Origin of the sequence: Lysobacter yananisis, from assembly GCF_031199375.1 — a bacterium.
Classification (GTDB): domain Bacteria; phylum Pseudomonadota; class Gammaproteobacteria; order Xanthomonadales; family Xanthomonadaceae; genus Lysobacter; species Lysobacter yananisis.
The window spans coordinates 4,949,920-4,962,380 of record NZ_CP133568.1; the positions used below are offsets into that span (position 1 = coordinate 4,949,920).

13 protein-coding genes are annotated in these 12,461 nt (G+C 69.7%); 7 read left to right on the forward strand and 6 right to left on the reverse strand.

The window, feature by feature from the left end; genetic code table 11:
• Positions 1-202 precede the first annotated feature (202 nt).
• From RDV84_RS20440 to RDV84_RS20460, 5 genes are all read left to right on the forward strand, one after another.
• Complete coding sequence (locus RDV84_RS20440) at positions 203-967, forward strand: SURF1 family protein (RefSeq protein ID WP_309151421.1); 765 nt, start codon at positions 203-205, stop codon at positions 965-967.
• A gap of 104 nt (positions 968-1,071) precedes the next feature.
• Positions 1,072-2,373, forward strand: a complete 1,302-nt coding sequence (locus RDV84_RS20445) for an ATP-binding protein (protein WP_078995698.1) — start codon at positions 1,072-1,074, stop codon at positions 2,371-2,373.
• On the forward strand, positions 2,366-2,947 hold the full coding sequence (locus tag RDV84_RS20450) for a response regulator transcription factor (RefSeq protein ID WP_057947488.1): 582 nt from the start codon (positions 2,366-2,368) through the stop codon (positions 2,945-2,947). The genes RDV84_RS20445 and RDV84_RS20450 overlap by 8 nt, the downstream gene beginning before the upstream one ends.
• A gap of 314 nt (positions 2,948-3,261) precedes the next feature.
• On the forward strand, positions 3,262-5,601 hold the full coding sequence (locus RDV84_RS20455; protein WP_309151422.1) for a glycogen debranching protein: 2,340 nt from the start codon (positions 3,262-3,264) through the stop codon (positions 5,599-5,601).
• 528 nt (positions 5,602-6,129) lie between these two features.
• Complete coding sequence (locus RDV84_RS20460) at positions 6,130-6,822, forward strand: alpha/beta hydrolase (RefSeq protein ID WP_309151423.1); 693 nt, start codon at positions 6,130-6,132, stop codon at positions 6,820-6,822.
• Between the two features lie 267 nt (positions 6,823-7,089).
• Here RDV84_RS20460 and RDV84_RS20465 read toward each other — a convergent pair whose 3' ends face one another.
• A complete protein-coding gene (locus RDV84_RS20465) occupies positions 7,090-7,887 on the reverse strand; it encodes an AraC family transcriptional regulator (protein WP_309151424.1) in 798 nt (265 codons plus the stop codon).
• Between the two features lie 122 nt (positions 7,888-8,009).
• Here RDV84_RS20465 and RDV84_RS20470 point away from each other — a divergent pair, with 122 nt between their 5' ends.
• Positions 8,010-9,284: an MFS transporter gene (locus RDV84_RS20470; protein WP_425606217.1), complete on the forward strand. Its 1,275-nt coding sequence runs from the start codon at positions 8,010-8,012 to the stop codon at positions 9,282-9,284.
• Positions 9,285-9,376: 92 nt separating this feature from the next.
• Positions 9,377-9,955, forward strand: a complete 579-nt coding sequence (locus tag RDV84_RS20475; RefSeq protein ID WP_309151425.1) for an alpha-ketoglutarate-dependent dioxygenase AlkB — start codon at positions 9,377-9,379, stop codon at positions 9,953-9,955.
• Positions 9,956-10,311: 356 nt separating this feature from the next.
• Here the strand turns inward: RDV84_RS20475 and RDV84_RS20480 are convergent, their stop codons facing one another.
• The 5 genes from RDV84_RS20480 to RDV84_RS20500 form a co-directional block, all read right to left on the reverse strand.
• Complete coding sequence (locus tag RDV84_RS20480) at positions 10,312-10,497, reverse strand: hypothetical protein (RefSeq protein WP_078995694.1); 186 nt, start codon at positions 10,495-10,497, stop codon at positions 10,312-10,314.
• A gap of 22 nt (positions 10,498-10,519) precedes the next feature.
• Entirely contained in the window at positions 10,520-11,149 is a 630-nt protein-coding gene (locus tag RDV84_RS20485) for a GIY-YIG nuclease family protein (protein WP_309151426.1), read from the reverse strand.
• A 126-nt stretch (positions 11,150-11,275) separates the two neighbouring features.
• Positions 11,276-11,509, reverse strand: a complete 234-nt coding sequence (locus tag RDV84_RS20490) for a hypothetical protein (RefSeq protein ID WP_057947480.1) — start codon at positions 11,507-11,509, stop codon at positions 11,276-11,278.
• Between the two features lie 142 nt (positions 11,510-11,651).
• Entirely contained in the window at positions 11,652-11,954 is a 303-nt protein-coding gene (locus tag RDV84_RS20495) for a DUF3247 family protein (protein WP_057947479.1), read from the reverse strand.
• Positions 11,955-12,059: 105 nt separating this feature from the next.
• A complete protein-coding gene (locus RDV84_RS20500) occupies positions 12,060-12,425 on the reverse strand; it encodes a BON domain-containing protein (protein ID WP_309151427.1) in 366 nt (121 codons plus the stop codon).
• Positions 12,426-12,461: the final 36 nt, after the last annotated feature.

Consider the following 12,461-nt stretch of genomic DNA (forward strand, 5'->3'; position numbering starts at 1 on the left):
CGTCGGCGGCGGCGCGGTTCGCACTCACCGCGCTCCCGCCCGCACGTCATCCCCGCGAACGCGGGGATCCAGAGACTTCAGCCGGCCCTTTGCCGGCAATCCGCGCGCAGTTTCCGCGGCTCCTACCCCGCCCCGGTCCCCGCAGGGCTATGATCCCCACGCAACCGGCTCGCCCCTCTCGTCTTCCGCACGAGGCCATCCCATGGCGACCAGCGTCAAACCGCCGCGCAGTTCCTTCGTCCTCGGCCTGATCGGCGCCGTGTTCCTGGCGCTGTTCGCCGGCCTGATCGCGCTCGGCGCGTGGCAGGTGCAGCGGCTGGGCTGGAAGCGCGATCTGATCCAGCGGGTGGAGTCGCGCGTGTACGCCGAACCCGGCGATCCGCCGGCACCGGCGCAGTGGCCCGGCGTGAGCGCGGCGCGCGACGAATACCGCCACGTGCGGCTGCGCGGGCGCTGGCTGCCCGGCGCCGACACCCGGGTGCAGGCAGTCACCGACCTCGGGCCGGGCTTCTGGCTGCTGAGCCCGCTGCGCACCGACGCCGGCTACACCGTGCTGGTCAACCGCGGCTACGTGCCCGACGCGCGCGCCGCGCAATCCGCGCCGCCGCCGCCCGGCGAGGCCGTGGTCACCGGCCTGCTGCGGCTGAGCGAACCCGGCGGCGGTTTCCTGCGCGACAACCAACCCGGGCAGGACCGCTGGTTCTCGCGCGATGTCGCCGCGATCGCCGCCGCGCGCAAGCTCGACGGCGCCGTCGCGCCCTACTTCGTCGACGCCGAGCGCGCCGCGCCGTTGCCCGGCGACCTGCGCACCGCGCCGCAATGGCCGGTCGGCGGACTCACGGTGATAAAGTTCCCCGACCACCATTTGCAGTACGCCCTGACCTGGTTCGCCCTGGCCCTGATGGTGCTGTGGGCGGGCTGGAGGGTGTGGCGGGAAGAAGCCCGGCGCCGCGCCGCGGCCGCCTAGCGCCGCAACGCCGGTCGACCGCCGCAACGCCTCCCCGCCGCTTCCGCCCGCCTGCCGTGCTTTACTCGCTCCTCACTCCTCTTCACTCGTTCCTGCCCAAACGCATGCAGCTCGCCCCGCCCCTCCCGGCCTCGCGCGACGGCACCGGGGTCAAGAACATGCACCAGCTGATCCAGCTGCGCTGGATCGCGGTGATCGGCCAGGTCGCCACCATCGTCTTCGTCCACTACGGCTTCGGCATCAAGCTGCCGCTGATGCCGATGGCGATCGTGCTGGCCTGCCTGGCCGCGTTCAACCTGGTCAGCATGCTGCGCTGGCGCAAGCGCGAGGAAGTGACCAACGGCGCGCTGTTCCTGGCCCTGCTGGTCGACATCCTCACCCTGACCGCGCAGCTCTACCTCAGCGGCGGCGCGGCCAATCCGTTCGTGTTCCTGTACCTGCTGCAGGTGGCGCTGGCCTGCGTGCTGCTGCGCACCTGGGCCAGCTGCGCGGTGGTGGTGGTGACCACGGCCTGCTTCATCGCCCTGACCGCGTTCGCCGGCCCGGTGGTGATTCCGGCCGACCCGACCCGCGGCCTGCGCGATCCCTACGTGCAGGGCCTGCTGCTGTGCTTCGCCCTCAACGCGACCTTGCTGGTGGTGTTCATCACCCGCATCGGCCGCAACCTGCGCGCGCGCGACCAGCGCCTGGCCGACCTGCGCCAGCGCGCCGCCGAGGAAGAGCACATCGTGCGCATGGGCCTGCTCGCCTCCGGCGCCGCGCACGAACTGGGCACGCCGCTGGCGACGCTGTCGGTGATCCTCGGCGACTGGCGGCGGATGCCGCCGTTCACCCAGCAGCCCGAGCTGCTGCAGGAACTCGACGAGATGCAGACCCAGCTGACCCGCTGCAAGAGCATCGTCACCGGCATCCTGCTATCGGCCGGCGAAGCGCGCGGCGAGGCGCCGGCGATCACCACCGTGGCCGAATTCCTCGACGACCTGGTCGGCGAATGGCGCACCACCCGGCCGGTGCGCGGATTCGACTACGAGAACGGCTTCGGCGAGGATGTGGCGATCATTTCCGACTCGGGCCTCAAGCAGATGATCTGCAACGTCCTCGACAACGCGCTGGAGGCCTCGCCCGGCTGGGTCGGGCTGGAATCCTGGCGCGACGAGGACCGGCTGGTGCTGCGGGTCAGCGATGCCGGCCCGGGTTTCGCCCCGGCGATGCTGTCGCATTTCGGCAAGCCGTATCAGTCCAGCAAGGGCCGCCCCGGCGGCGGCCTGGGCCTGTTCCTCGCCCTCAACGTGGCGCGCCAGCTCGGCGGCAGCATGGTCGCGCGCAACCGCGAACCCAGCGGCGCGGTGGTGACCATGAGCCTGCCGCTGGCCGCGCTGACGCCGCCGGAGTCGTCGGATGAGTGAGGAACTGCCGCCGCTGCCGCCGGGATTCGACGACGAGGACGACGAGCCGCGCCGGCTGCTGATCGTCGAGGACGACGCCGCGTTCGCGCGCACGCTGACGCGCTCGTTCGAGCGCCGCGGCTACCTCGTGCACAACGCCAGCAACCTGGCCGAGGTGCAGGCGCTGCTCGGCGAACACACGCCCGGCTACGCCGTGGTCGACCTCAAGCTCGCCGGCGGCGACTCCGGCCTGGCCTGCGTGCAGGCGCTGCACGCCCACGACGAGGACATGCTGATCGTGGTGCTGACCGGCTACGCCAGCATCGCCACCGCGGTCGAGGCGATCAAGCTCGGCGCCCTGCACTACCTGGCCAAGCCGTCCAACACCGACGACATCGAAGCCGCGTTCGGCCGCGCGCAGGGCGACGTCAACGTCGAACTGACCGAGCGCCAGACCTCGATCAAGACCCTGGAATGGGAACGCATCCACGAAATGCTGGCGGCGACCGACTTCAACATCTCCGAAACCGCGCGGCGCCTGGGCATGCACCGGCGCACCCTGGCGCGCAAGCTGGGCAAGCATCGGATCAAGTGAGTCCGCTGCGGGCGGGACACATACGGTCGCGCCTTCGGCCCGGTTCGCGGATCGAATCGAGTCCAGCCGAATCGCCCCGCCCTGCCGTCATCCCCGCGAAAGCGGGGATCCAGGGCTTTATCGCGACAACGCTCTGAAGTCTCTGGATCCCCGCTTTCGCGGGGATGACGGCGTGGAGATTCGCGCGTTGTGATACGCATCGGCCTGCTCCGCATGAATACGATTGCAGCGCACCATGCTGCGCTGCGGCTTGCTCCTACAGTCGTCGCAGATGCCCGCGACCTTCGCGGCGCGCGCGATCACGGAGAACGGCGATGATGGACGAACACCGACCGAGCCAGCGGCGACGCGCCGGCGCGACACTGCGCGCCCTCGCCCTGGCCGCGCTGGCCTGCGCGCTGAACCCGGCCCACGCCGCCATCGACGCGCAGCAACTCGGCGCGCGCTACGACGCCGCCCAGGCCAATCTCGCGTTCCGCGTCTATTCCTCGCGCGCCACCCGCGTCGAGGTGTTCCTGTACAAGAACCCGACCGGCACCCAGGAAGTCGCGCGTCTGGCGCTGAGCAAGGACGCCGCGACCCAGGTGTGGTCGCTGTCGCTGCCGACCGCGACGATCAAGAACACCTACGGCATCGCCGGCACGGTCTATTACGGCTACCGCGCCTGGGGCCCGAACTGGCCCTACGACGCCGCCTGGACCAAGGGCAGCGCCGCCGGCTTCGTCAGCGACGTCGACAACGCCGGCAACCGTTTCAATCCCAACAAGCTGCTGCTCGATCCCTACGCGCGCGAAATCAGCCAGGACCCGAATACCGCGACCTGCGCCGACGGCACGATCTACGCCACCGGCGCCGCGCACCGCAACAAGGACAGCGGCCTGTGCGCGAGCAAGGGCATCGCGCTGGCCGCGGATGCGACGTCCACCGGCAGCAAGCCGACCCGCGCGCTCAAGGACGAGGTGATCTACGAAGTGCACGTGCGCGGGCTCACCCGCAACGACGACAGCGTGCCCGCCGCCGAGCGCGGCACCTACAAGGGCGCCGCGCGCAAGGCCGCGGCGCTGGCCGCGCTGGGCGTCACCGCGGTCGAGTTCCTGCCGGTGCAGGAAGCGCAGAACGACCAGAACGATGTCGACCCCAACTCCACCGCGGGCGACAACTACTGGGGCTACATGACCCTCAACTATTTCGCCCCGGACCGCCGCTACGCCTACGACAAATCCGCCGGCGGACCGACCCGCGAATGGAAGGCGATGGTCAAGGCCTTCCACGACGCGGGCATCAAGGTCTACATCGACGTGGTCTACAACCACACCGGCGAAGGCGGCCCGTGGAGCGGTACCGACGGGCTCAGCGTGTACAACCTGCTGTCGTTCCGCGGCCTCGACAACCCGGCGTATTACTCGCTGACCAGCGACTACAAATACCCCTGGGACAACACCGGCGTCGGCGGCAACTACAACACCCGCCATCCCGTCGCCCAGAACCTCATCGTCGATTCGCTGGCCTACTGGCGCGACGCGCTCGGCGTCGACGGCTTTCGCTTCGATCTCGCCTCGGTGCTCGGCAACAGCTGCCAGCACGGCTGCTTCAACTTCGACAAAAACGACAGCGGCAACGCGCTCAACCGCATCGTCGCCGAGCTGCCGCCGCGCCCGGCCGCCGGCGGCACCGGCCTCGACCTGATCGCCGAGCCGTGGGCGATCGGCGGCAACTCCTACCAGGTCGGCGGCTTCCCCGCCGGCTGGGCCGAGTGGAACGGCCTGTACCGCGACGCGCTGCGCAAGAAGCAGAACAAGCTCGGCGTGGAGACGGTCACGCCCGGCACCCTGGCCACGCGCGTGGCCGGCTCCAACGACCTGTACGGCGACGACGGCCGCAAGCCCTGGCATTCGATCAACTTCGTGGTCGCCCACGACGGCTTCACCCTCAACGACCTGTACGCCTACAACGACAAGCAGAACAACCAGCCGTGGCCGTACGGGCCGTCCGACGGCGGCGAGGACCACAACCTGAGCTGGAACCAGGGCGGCATCGTCGCCGACCAGCGCAAGGCCGCGCGCACCGGGCTGGCCCTGCTGATGCTCAGCGCCGGCGTGCCGATGATCACCGGCGGCGACGAAGCCCTGCGCACCCAGTTCGGCAACAACAACACCTACAACCTCGACTCGGCCGCCAACTGGCTGTACTGGACCCGCAGCGCGGTCGAGGCCGACCACGAGACCTACAGCAAGCGCCTGATCGCGTTCCGCAAGGCGCATCCGGCGCTGCGCCCGGCGAACTTCTATTCGGGCAGCGACAACAACGGCAACGCGATGGAGCAACTGCGCTGGTTCAAGCCCGACGGCGCGCAGGCCGACAGCGCCTACTTCAACGGCGCCGACAACCACGCCCTGGCCTGGCGCATCGACGGCAGCGAATTCGGCGACAGCGCCAGCGCGATCTATGTCGCCTACAACGGCTGGTCGGGGCCGGTGAACTTCGTCCTGCCATGGCCCGGCAACGGCAAGCAGTGGTACCGCGTGACCGACACCGCGACCTGGAACGAAGGCCCCAACGCGGTCGCCGCACCCGGCAGCGAGACCCTGATCGGCGGCGAGAACACGACCTACGGCGCGCAGGCCCGCTCGCTGTTCCTGCTGATCGCCAAATAACCCGGGCCGCGGCGACAGAGCCCCTGTAGGAACGACGCGAGTCGCGACCGCGACAACCCAACCGCGCCGAAACCAGCGCCGCAAGCGTAGTGCCGCGCTCGCGGCTTGCACCGTTCCTGCAGTCGCTGCGCCGCGGCGGCCCGGGCCGTGCCACGACAACGCCGCGTCCTCGCCATGCTCGTCCGCCTGGGTCCGACTCCGCGGTCGGCATCGGATCGAACCGTCCCGGGGCGACGACAACGCCGACGGCCTGCGCCGCGTGCGCGAACCCGCCGACGAACGCACACACGGTCAACCGGAGCCGTCCAGCAGCCTTGGCTATTTCGATAGCCAAAACCATGAATCCCGCAGCATTCAGCAACATTAAAAGCGCGCATCGAAAATTCACGCGCCCTGGTTTGCGGCTATGGAAATTTCGGTACCCCGCCGCTTCCGACGCACGACCGCGGCGCGGGCGCAGCCGCCGACGCCAACCGGCCGCCGTACGAACATCGCGTTGGCGCATTCACCCAACCTGGGGTCAAGGATATGAGCGGCAAACCCACCATCGTTCTCGTACACGGCTTCTGGGGCGGCGCGGCGCATTGGGCCAAGACCATCGTCGAACTCTCGCGCAAGGGTTACACCGACCTGCGGGCAGTGGAGATCCCGCTCACCTCGCTGGCCGACGACGCCGCCCGCACCCGCAAGATGATCGAACAGGCGCCGGGCCCGGTGCTGCTGGTCGGCCATTCCTACGGAGGCGCGGTGATCACCGAGGCCGGCAACCACGACAAGGTCGCCGGCCTGGTCTACATCGCCGCGTTCGCGCCCGACAGCGGCGAGAGCCCCGGCGGCATCACCCAGGAACACCTGCCCGAAGCGGCGCCGAACCTCGCCCCCGACAGCGACGGCTACCTGTGGCTGAAGGCCGACAAGTTCCACGAAAGCTTCTGCCAGGACCTCAGCGCCGAAGAAGGCCTGGTGATGGCGGTGACCCAGAAAGCGCCGCTGGCGAGCACTTTCGGCGACGCCATCTCGACGCCGGCCTGGAAGTCCAAGCCGACCTGGTACCAGATTTCCGCCCACGACCGCATGATCGCGCCGCAGAACCAACAGCGCATGTCGGCGCGGATGAATCCGAGCAAGACGATCACGCTCGAAGCCAGCCACGCCTCGCTGGCATCGAAGCCGGCCGAAGTGGCGGCGTTGATCGACGAAGCGGCGAAAGCGATCGGCTGAAGCCGGGGCTGGCTTCCTGGACGGGAGCGCCGCAAGCGCAGTGTCGCGGTCGCGGCTTGCGCCGCTCCTACAGTCGCTGCGTCCGACAATCGCTTCGTCGGACCGCGTTTCTCCCTGTAGGAGCGGCGCGAGCCGCGACCGCGGGAACGCAACTGCGACGACGCTTACGCCGCAAGCGTTGTGTCGCGGTCGCGGCTTGCCCCGCTCCTACAGTCGGCCATGCATCGGCGCGACCGATGCGGGCTTCGCTCTGGCAACGCCGAACCGCTAGCGCTCCGGCGCATACGCCCGCGCCGTCGCCAGGTAGCGGCTCGGCGGCATCCCGATCAATCGCTTGAACATGGTCGTGAACGCCGACGCGCTTTCGTAGCCCAGGTCCAGCGCCAACGCGGTGATCGGCTCGCCCGCGGCCAGCCGCGGCAAGGCGGCGAAGATCGCCGCCTGCCGGCACCATTGGGCGAAGCTGCTGCCGGTCTGCGCGCGGAAGCGGCGGGTGAAGGTGCGCCGGCTCATCGCCAGGTCGCGGCACCAGTCGTCGATGCCGTCGTGCGGCGACGGCTGGGCGAGGTAGGCGCGGCAGCGCGCGGCCAGGCGCGGTTCGGACGGGAACGGAATATCCAGCGGCAACACCGGCGCGCGTTCGATCTCGCGCACGATCAACGAGTAGATCAGGTCCGGGCGCGAGCCGCCGGCGGTGTCGGCCTGCAGCGGCAGGTCCAGCGTCTCCAGCAGCAGTTCGCGCATCAGCGTCGACACCCCGATCACCCGGCAATCGCCCGGCAACGCCGCGCTGACCTCCGGCTCGACGTAGATGCTGCGCGTGCTGATCTGCGCCAGCACGTGCACGTCGTGGGCCATGCCGGCGGGAATCCAGGCCGCGCGCTCCGGCGGCACCATCCAGCGCCCGGCCTGGGTGCCGACCACCATGATCCCGTGCGCCCCGTACAGCAGCTGCGAGCGACGATGGCTGTGGCGGGCGATGCGGTGGCCGGTGGGGTATTCGTTGGAGGTCGCCACGATCCGCCCGGGCAACTGGTCGGCCTGCCCGGCCAGGACATTGCGCATTGGCCCGATCTCGAAGAATGTTGACCCGAACTATAACGCGGGCAAGGCCGCGCAGGCGTTTACTGAACGGGCCGCGCCGCCCGGCTCCGCCGCCGGCGTTCCCTTCCCCGCCGCCTTCCGCCATGACCTCCCTGGATACCTCCTCCCCCGCGACGGCCGACAGCGCCGTCGCACCGCCGGTTCCCGACTTCCAAGCCGCACCGCCCGCCGCCGAGACCGCGAACAAGATCGCCCTGCCGATCCTCGGCATGCTCAGCGTCTGCCATCTGCTCAACGACATGATCCAGTCGTTGCTGCCGGCGCTGTATCCGCTGCTGAAGGAATCCTTCCGCCTGGATTTCGGCCAGATCGGCCTGATCACCCTGACCTTCCAGGTCACCGCCTCGCTGTTGCAGCCGCTGGTCGGCATCTACACCGACAAGCGCCCGATGCCGTGGTCGCTGGCGATCGGCATGGGCTTCACCCTCAGCGGATTGCTGCTGCTGTCGCGCGCGACCACGTTCCCGGTGCTGCTGCTGGCCGCGGCGCTGGTCGGTTCGGGTTCGTCGGTGTTCCACCCCGAGTCCTCGCGGGTCGCGCGCATGGCTTCCGGCGGCCGCCACGGCCTGGCGCAATCGCTGTTCCAGGTCGGCGGCAACCTCGGCTCGGCGTTGGGGCCGTTGCTGGCGGCGTACATCGTCATGCCGCGCGGCCAGGGCAGCGTCGGCTGGTTCGCGTTCGCGGCGCTGGCGGCGATGCTGCTGCTGAGCCGCATCGGCCTGTGGTATCGCGAGCAGATTCCGCTGCAGCGCAAGGCCGGCGCGCGCGCCGCCACCGCGCCGAAGCTGCCGCGCAAGACCATCGTCGCGACCATGACGGTGCTGGGCCTGCTGATCTTCAGCAAGTATTTCTACATGGCCAGCCTGTCGAGCTATTACACCTTCTACCTGATGCACAAGTTCGGGGTCAGCGCGCAAAGCGCGCAGGTACATCTGTTCGTGTTCCTCGGCGCGGTCGCGCTGGGCACGCTCGCCGGCGGACCGATCGGCGACCGCATCGGCCGCCGCTACGTCATCTGGTTCTCGATCCTCGGCGTGCTGCCGTTCACCCTGCTGCTGCCGCACGCGAACCTGGGCTGGACCACGGTGCTGACGGTGATCATCGGCCTGATCCTGTCCTCGGCGTTCTCGGCGATCCTGGTCTACGCGCAGGAACTGGTGCCCGGCCGCACCGGCGTCATCGCCGGGCTGTTCTTCGGCTTCGCCTTCGGCATGGGCGGCCTGGGCGCGGCCGCGCTGGGGCAACTGGCCGACCATATCGGCATCGAGGCCGTGTACCGCCTGTGCGCCTACCTGCCAGCGATCGGCCTGCTCGCATGGTTCCTGCCGAAGCTGGAGCGGCGGCCCAAGGGCGGCTGACACCGCGAGCGCCGCGCTCGCCGGATAGCGGTTGCGGCGCGCGACGCGGCACCGTCTCGCAGACTGAGACGGCGCCCGCGCAGACTGCGCGGATGCACCAGGCCTCGCTGTTCGCCGCGCAACCGCAGCAACCCATCCTCGATGCCGAAGGCGGCGTGCGTTACCTGCCCGACGTGTTCGCGCCCGACTGGTGCGCGCGCCTGTTCGCCGAACTGTGGGACAGCGCGCCGTGGAACAGCGAACAACGGTTGATGTACGAACGCCTGGTCGAAGTGCCGCGCCGCGTCGCCCGCTACCGCATCGGCCGCGACCGGCTGCCGCCGCTGCTGGAAACCGCCGCCGGGCGGGTACGCGAAGTCCTCGCCGCGCCGTTCGACAGCATCGGCTTGAACCTCTACCGCGACGGACGCGACAGCGTCGCCCCGCACAACGACAAACTGCACGACCTCGTCCCCGGCCAGCCCATCGCGGTGCTGTCGCTCGGCGCGACCCGGCGCATGACGATCCGGGCCAAGCGCAAACCGCATGCGAGCTGGCATATCGAACTCGAACCCGGCAGCCTGCTGGTGATGAGCCACGCCTCGCAGCATCACTACGACCACGGCATCCCCAAGGACCCGGGCGTGACCGATGCGCGCATCAGCGCGGCGTTCCGGGTTCGCGGCCACTGAAGGTTGCCTGGAGGCGGCAACGGCTCGGGGCGCGGATTTCGCCATCGCTGCGGATTCGCGGTCGCGGCTTGCGCCGCTCCTACAGGGGGCAACCGTGGCTGGACGCAGCGACTGTAGGAGCGGCGCGAGCCGCGACTGCAACAACTCGGCTACGCCGAAAGCTTCGACGCAGCGGTGGTTTCGCGGTCGCGGCTTGCGCCGCTCCTTCAGGGGCAAACGTGGCTGGGCGCAGCGACTGTAGGAGCGGCGCGAGCCGCGACTGCGACAACTCGGCTACGCCGAAAGCTTCGCCGCAGTGGTGGATTCGCGGTCGCGGCTTGCGCCGCTCCTACAATCGGATTGCCTGCGCCGCCGGGTTACTGCGACAGCGGCGGCGTCGGAGCCGCGGCGTCGTCGCCGGAGGCCAGCGCCGACCAGCGCAGTTCGACGCCGTTGCGCCGGCCTTTTTCGGTCAGCTTCAATCCATCCGGGTCGACGGTCAGGGTGTAGGCCTTGCCGTCGATGTCCAGTTCGCGCCGCAGCGGTTTGTCGAGTTTGGTCATAGTGCACTCCTGAGCGTTGGGCCTAGGGAACGGGGCGGCCGCCGCGCCGGTACCAGTCCAGCAATGCGGCCGGAAGGCGCCGGTCGAGATCGCCGGCGAGCGCGCGGTGCGCGTCGAGGGTGTCGAGCAGGTTGCGCCGCAACGGCGCCAGCGCGGGGTCGTCGAGCGCCGCGGTGTCGCCTTGCAGTTGCGCCAGCAGCGCCTCGGCGCGCGCATACAGCGCCTCGCCCTGCCCGGCCAGTTCGCGCGCGAACCACGCCGACAGCGGCCGGTGCAGGCGATGGCCCTGCGCTTGCCAACACGTCGCCTCGTCCTGCAACTGCGTCCAGGCGCCGCGATACCACTCGCCCAGGCCGGCGGCCTGTGCGCGAACGGTCAGCGGCGCAGGCGCGTTGTGCTCGCGCAAGCGCGCGTGCAGCGCATGTTCGAGCGCGCGCGCTTCGCGCACCTTATCTACTTCCACGGCGAAGGCGCGGTCGAGATCGAAGAATTCGAAATAGCGCGGCTGCAGCGCCTGCGCGCGCTCCAGCGGATTGCGCGAGTGACCGATCTTGAGCAGGTCCTCGTAGGCGCAGGGCAGCACGTAGACGAAGCCGCGGCCTTCGCTGGCGCCGGCGGGGCGTTCGGGTTCGCGGCTGCGCAGAAAGGACATGGGCCGATCTTCCCCCAGCGCCCGCGAGCGCGGTGTGCAGAACGCGTTCACATCGGCCGCGATGAGGCCTGGTTCACGTTCGCTCACGGCCCGCCGTCGCATCGCCGCCCCGGACCGCGCGGCGGCTCAGGCGCGGTCGCGGATTCCCTGCACGCCGGCATGGCCGGCGCAGTGCGCGCAGCAATAGTAGCGGCCGGCGTGCTCCACGCCGTGGCCGACGATGCGGCAATCGCAGTGCGCGCAGCGCGGCGCCAGCGCGTGTATGGCGCATTCGAACGAGTCGAACGTGCCGCCGCGATCGGGCATGGTCACGGTGAATGCCTTGTCGTAGTCGTTTCCGCAGACATCGCAGGTGGGCATGTGGTTACTCCTGGAAACTGGATCGATGCGCTTTTCCGATAATTAGGACCAAGCGCGCTGCGCGCGATGGCGCGACGGGCCCAAACCAAGGGAGCGCCGACTGACGCGCGCAAATCTCGGCCTCGCGCTCGATCTGTCGCGTTTAATCGGTGAAACGACGCTGGGCCGAATGGATCGGGCGCACTTGCGCGAGTTCGTCGATCCACAGGTAATCGCTGCGGCCGGTGCGCGGATCGTCGATCCGCACTACCGCATTGATGCCCTCGCGGCCGTCGCGGTCGAGGAAGGTCTGCAGGCTCGGCCGCGTGGTCACCACCGCCGCGCGCCAGCTACCGTCGACCAATTGCAGGTCCACCAGGCCTTCGTCGGGCAGTTGCTCGACCAACGCGGTCAGGCGGCGCAGGTCGGCGGGGTCGCGGTAGACACGGTCGGCGAGTTTGGTCATGACGGTTCGCTCCGCCGGCGCGGCCGGTCGGGGATGCGCGGCGCGCGGGCCGCGGCGCCCCCTGCCCGCGCCGCGTTCCGCGCCGCCCCGGCGGCCGCGACGGAATCAGCGCGCCTTCGACACCGTCAGGCCGCTGGTGTCGACCTTCTTGACGCCGTCGATGTTGCGCGCGATGGACGCGGCCTTGTCGGCCTGCGCCTTGTCGACGCTGCCCGACAGCTTGACCACGCCGTTGACGGTCTCGACCTTGATGTCGGTGCCCGGCACGCCGCTGGTCGCCATCAATTCGGTCTTGACCTTGGTGGTGATCCAGGTATCGCCGACCGGCTGCTGCGAATCGCCGGCGGCGGTCGCGGCAGGATCCTGCGCGGCATCGGCGCGGGTGCCGGCGGTCTGCGCGCCGGCGGCGGTGGACAGCGCCAAGCCAAGCGCGGCGGCGATGGACAGGGTCTTCATGTGCGCGGTTTTCATATGCGGTTTCTCCGAATATGCAGCGCGTGCGCTGCG

Bases quoted from the DNA above. Each gene is read 5' to 3' on its own strand.
- RDV84_RS20485 (WP_309151426.1), bottom strand. From the start codon at position 11,149: ATGTCCTTTCTGCGCAGCCGCGAACCCGAACGCCCCGCCGGCGCCAGC.
- RDV84_RS20480 (WP_078995694.1), bottom strand. From the start codon at position 10,497: ATGACCAAACTCGACAAACCGCTGCGGCGCGAACTGGACATCGACGGC.
- RDV84_RS20455 (WP_309151422.1), top strand. From the start codon at position 3,262: ATGATGGACGAACACCGACCGAGCCAGCGGCGACGCGCCGGCGCGACA.
- RDV84_RS20475 (WP_309151425.1), top strand. From the start codon at position 9,377: ATGCACCAGGCCTCGCTGTTCGCCGCGCAACCGCAGCAACCCATCCTC.
- RDV84_RS20445 (WP_078995698.1), top strand. From the start codon at position 1,072: ATGCAGCTCGCCCCGCCCCTCCCGGCCTCGCGCGACGGCACCGGGGTC.
- RDV84_RS20495 (WP_057947479.1), bottom strand. From the start codon at position 11,954: ATGACCAAACTCGCCGACCGTGTCTACCGCGACCCCGCCGACCTGCGC.
- RDV84_RS20460 (WP_309151423.1), top strand. From the start codon at position 6,130: ATGAGCGGCAAACCCACCATCGTTCTCGTACACGGCTTCTGGGGCGGC.
- RDV84_RS20500 (WP_309151427.1), bottom strand. From the start codon at position 12,425: ATGAAAACCGCGCACATGAAGACCCTGTCCATCGCCGCCGCGCTTGGC.
- RDV84_RS20490 (WP_057947480.1), bottom strand. From the start codon at position 11,509: ATGCCCACCTGCGATGTCTGCGGAAACGACTACGACAAGGCATTCACC.
- RDV84_RS20450 (WP_057947488.1), top strand. From the start codon at position 2,366: ATGAGTGAGGAACTGCCGCCGCTGCCGCCGGGATTCGACGACGAGGAC.
- RDV84_RS20465 (WP_309151424.1), bottom strand. From the start codon at position 7,887: ATGCGCAATGTCCTGGCCGGGCAGGCCGACCAGTTGCCCGGGCGGATC.
- RDV84_RS20470 (WP_425606217.1), top strand. From the start codon at position 8,010: ATGACCTCCCTGGATACCTCCTCCCCCGCGACGGCCGACAGCGCCGTC.
- RDV84_RS20440 (WP_309151421.1), top strand. From the start codon at position 203: ATGGCGACCAGCGTCAAACCGCCGCGCAGTTCCTTCGTCCTCGGCCTG.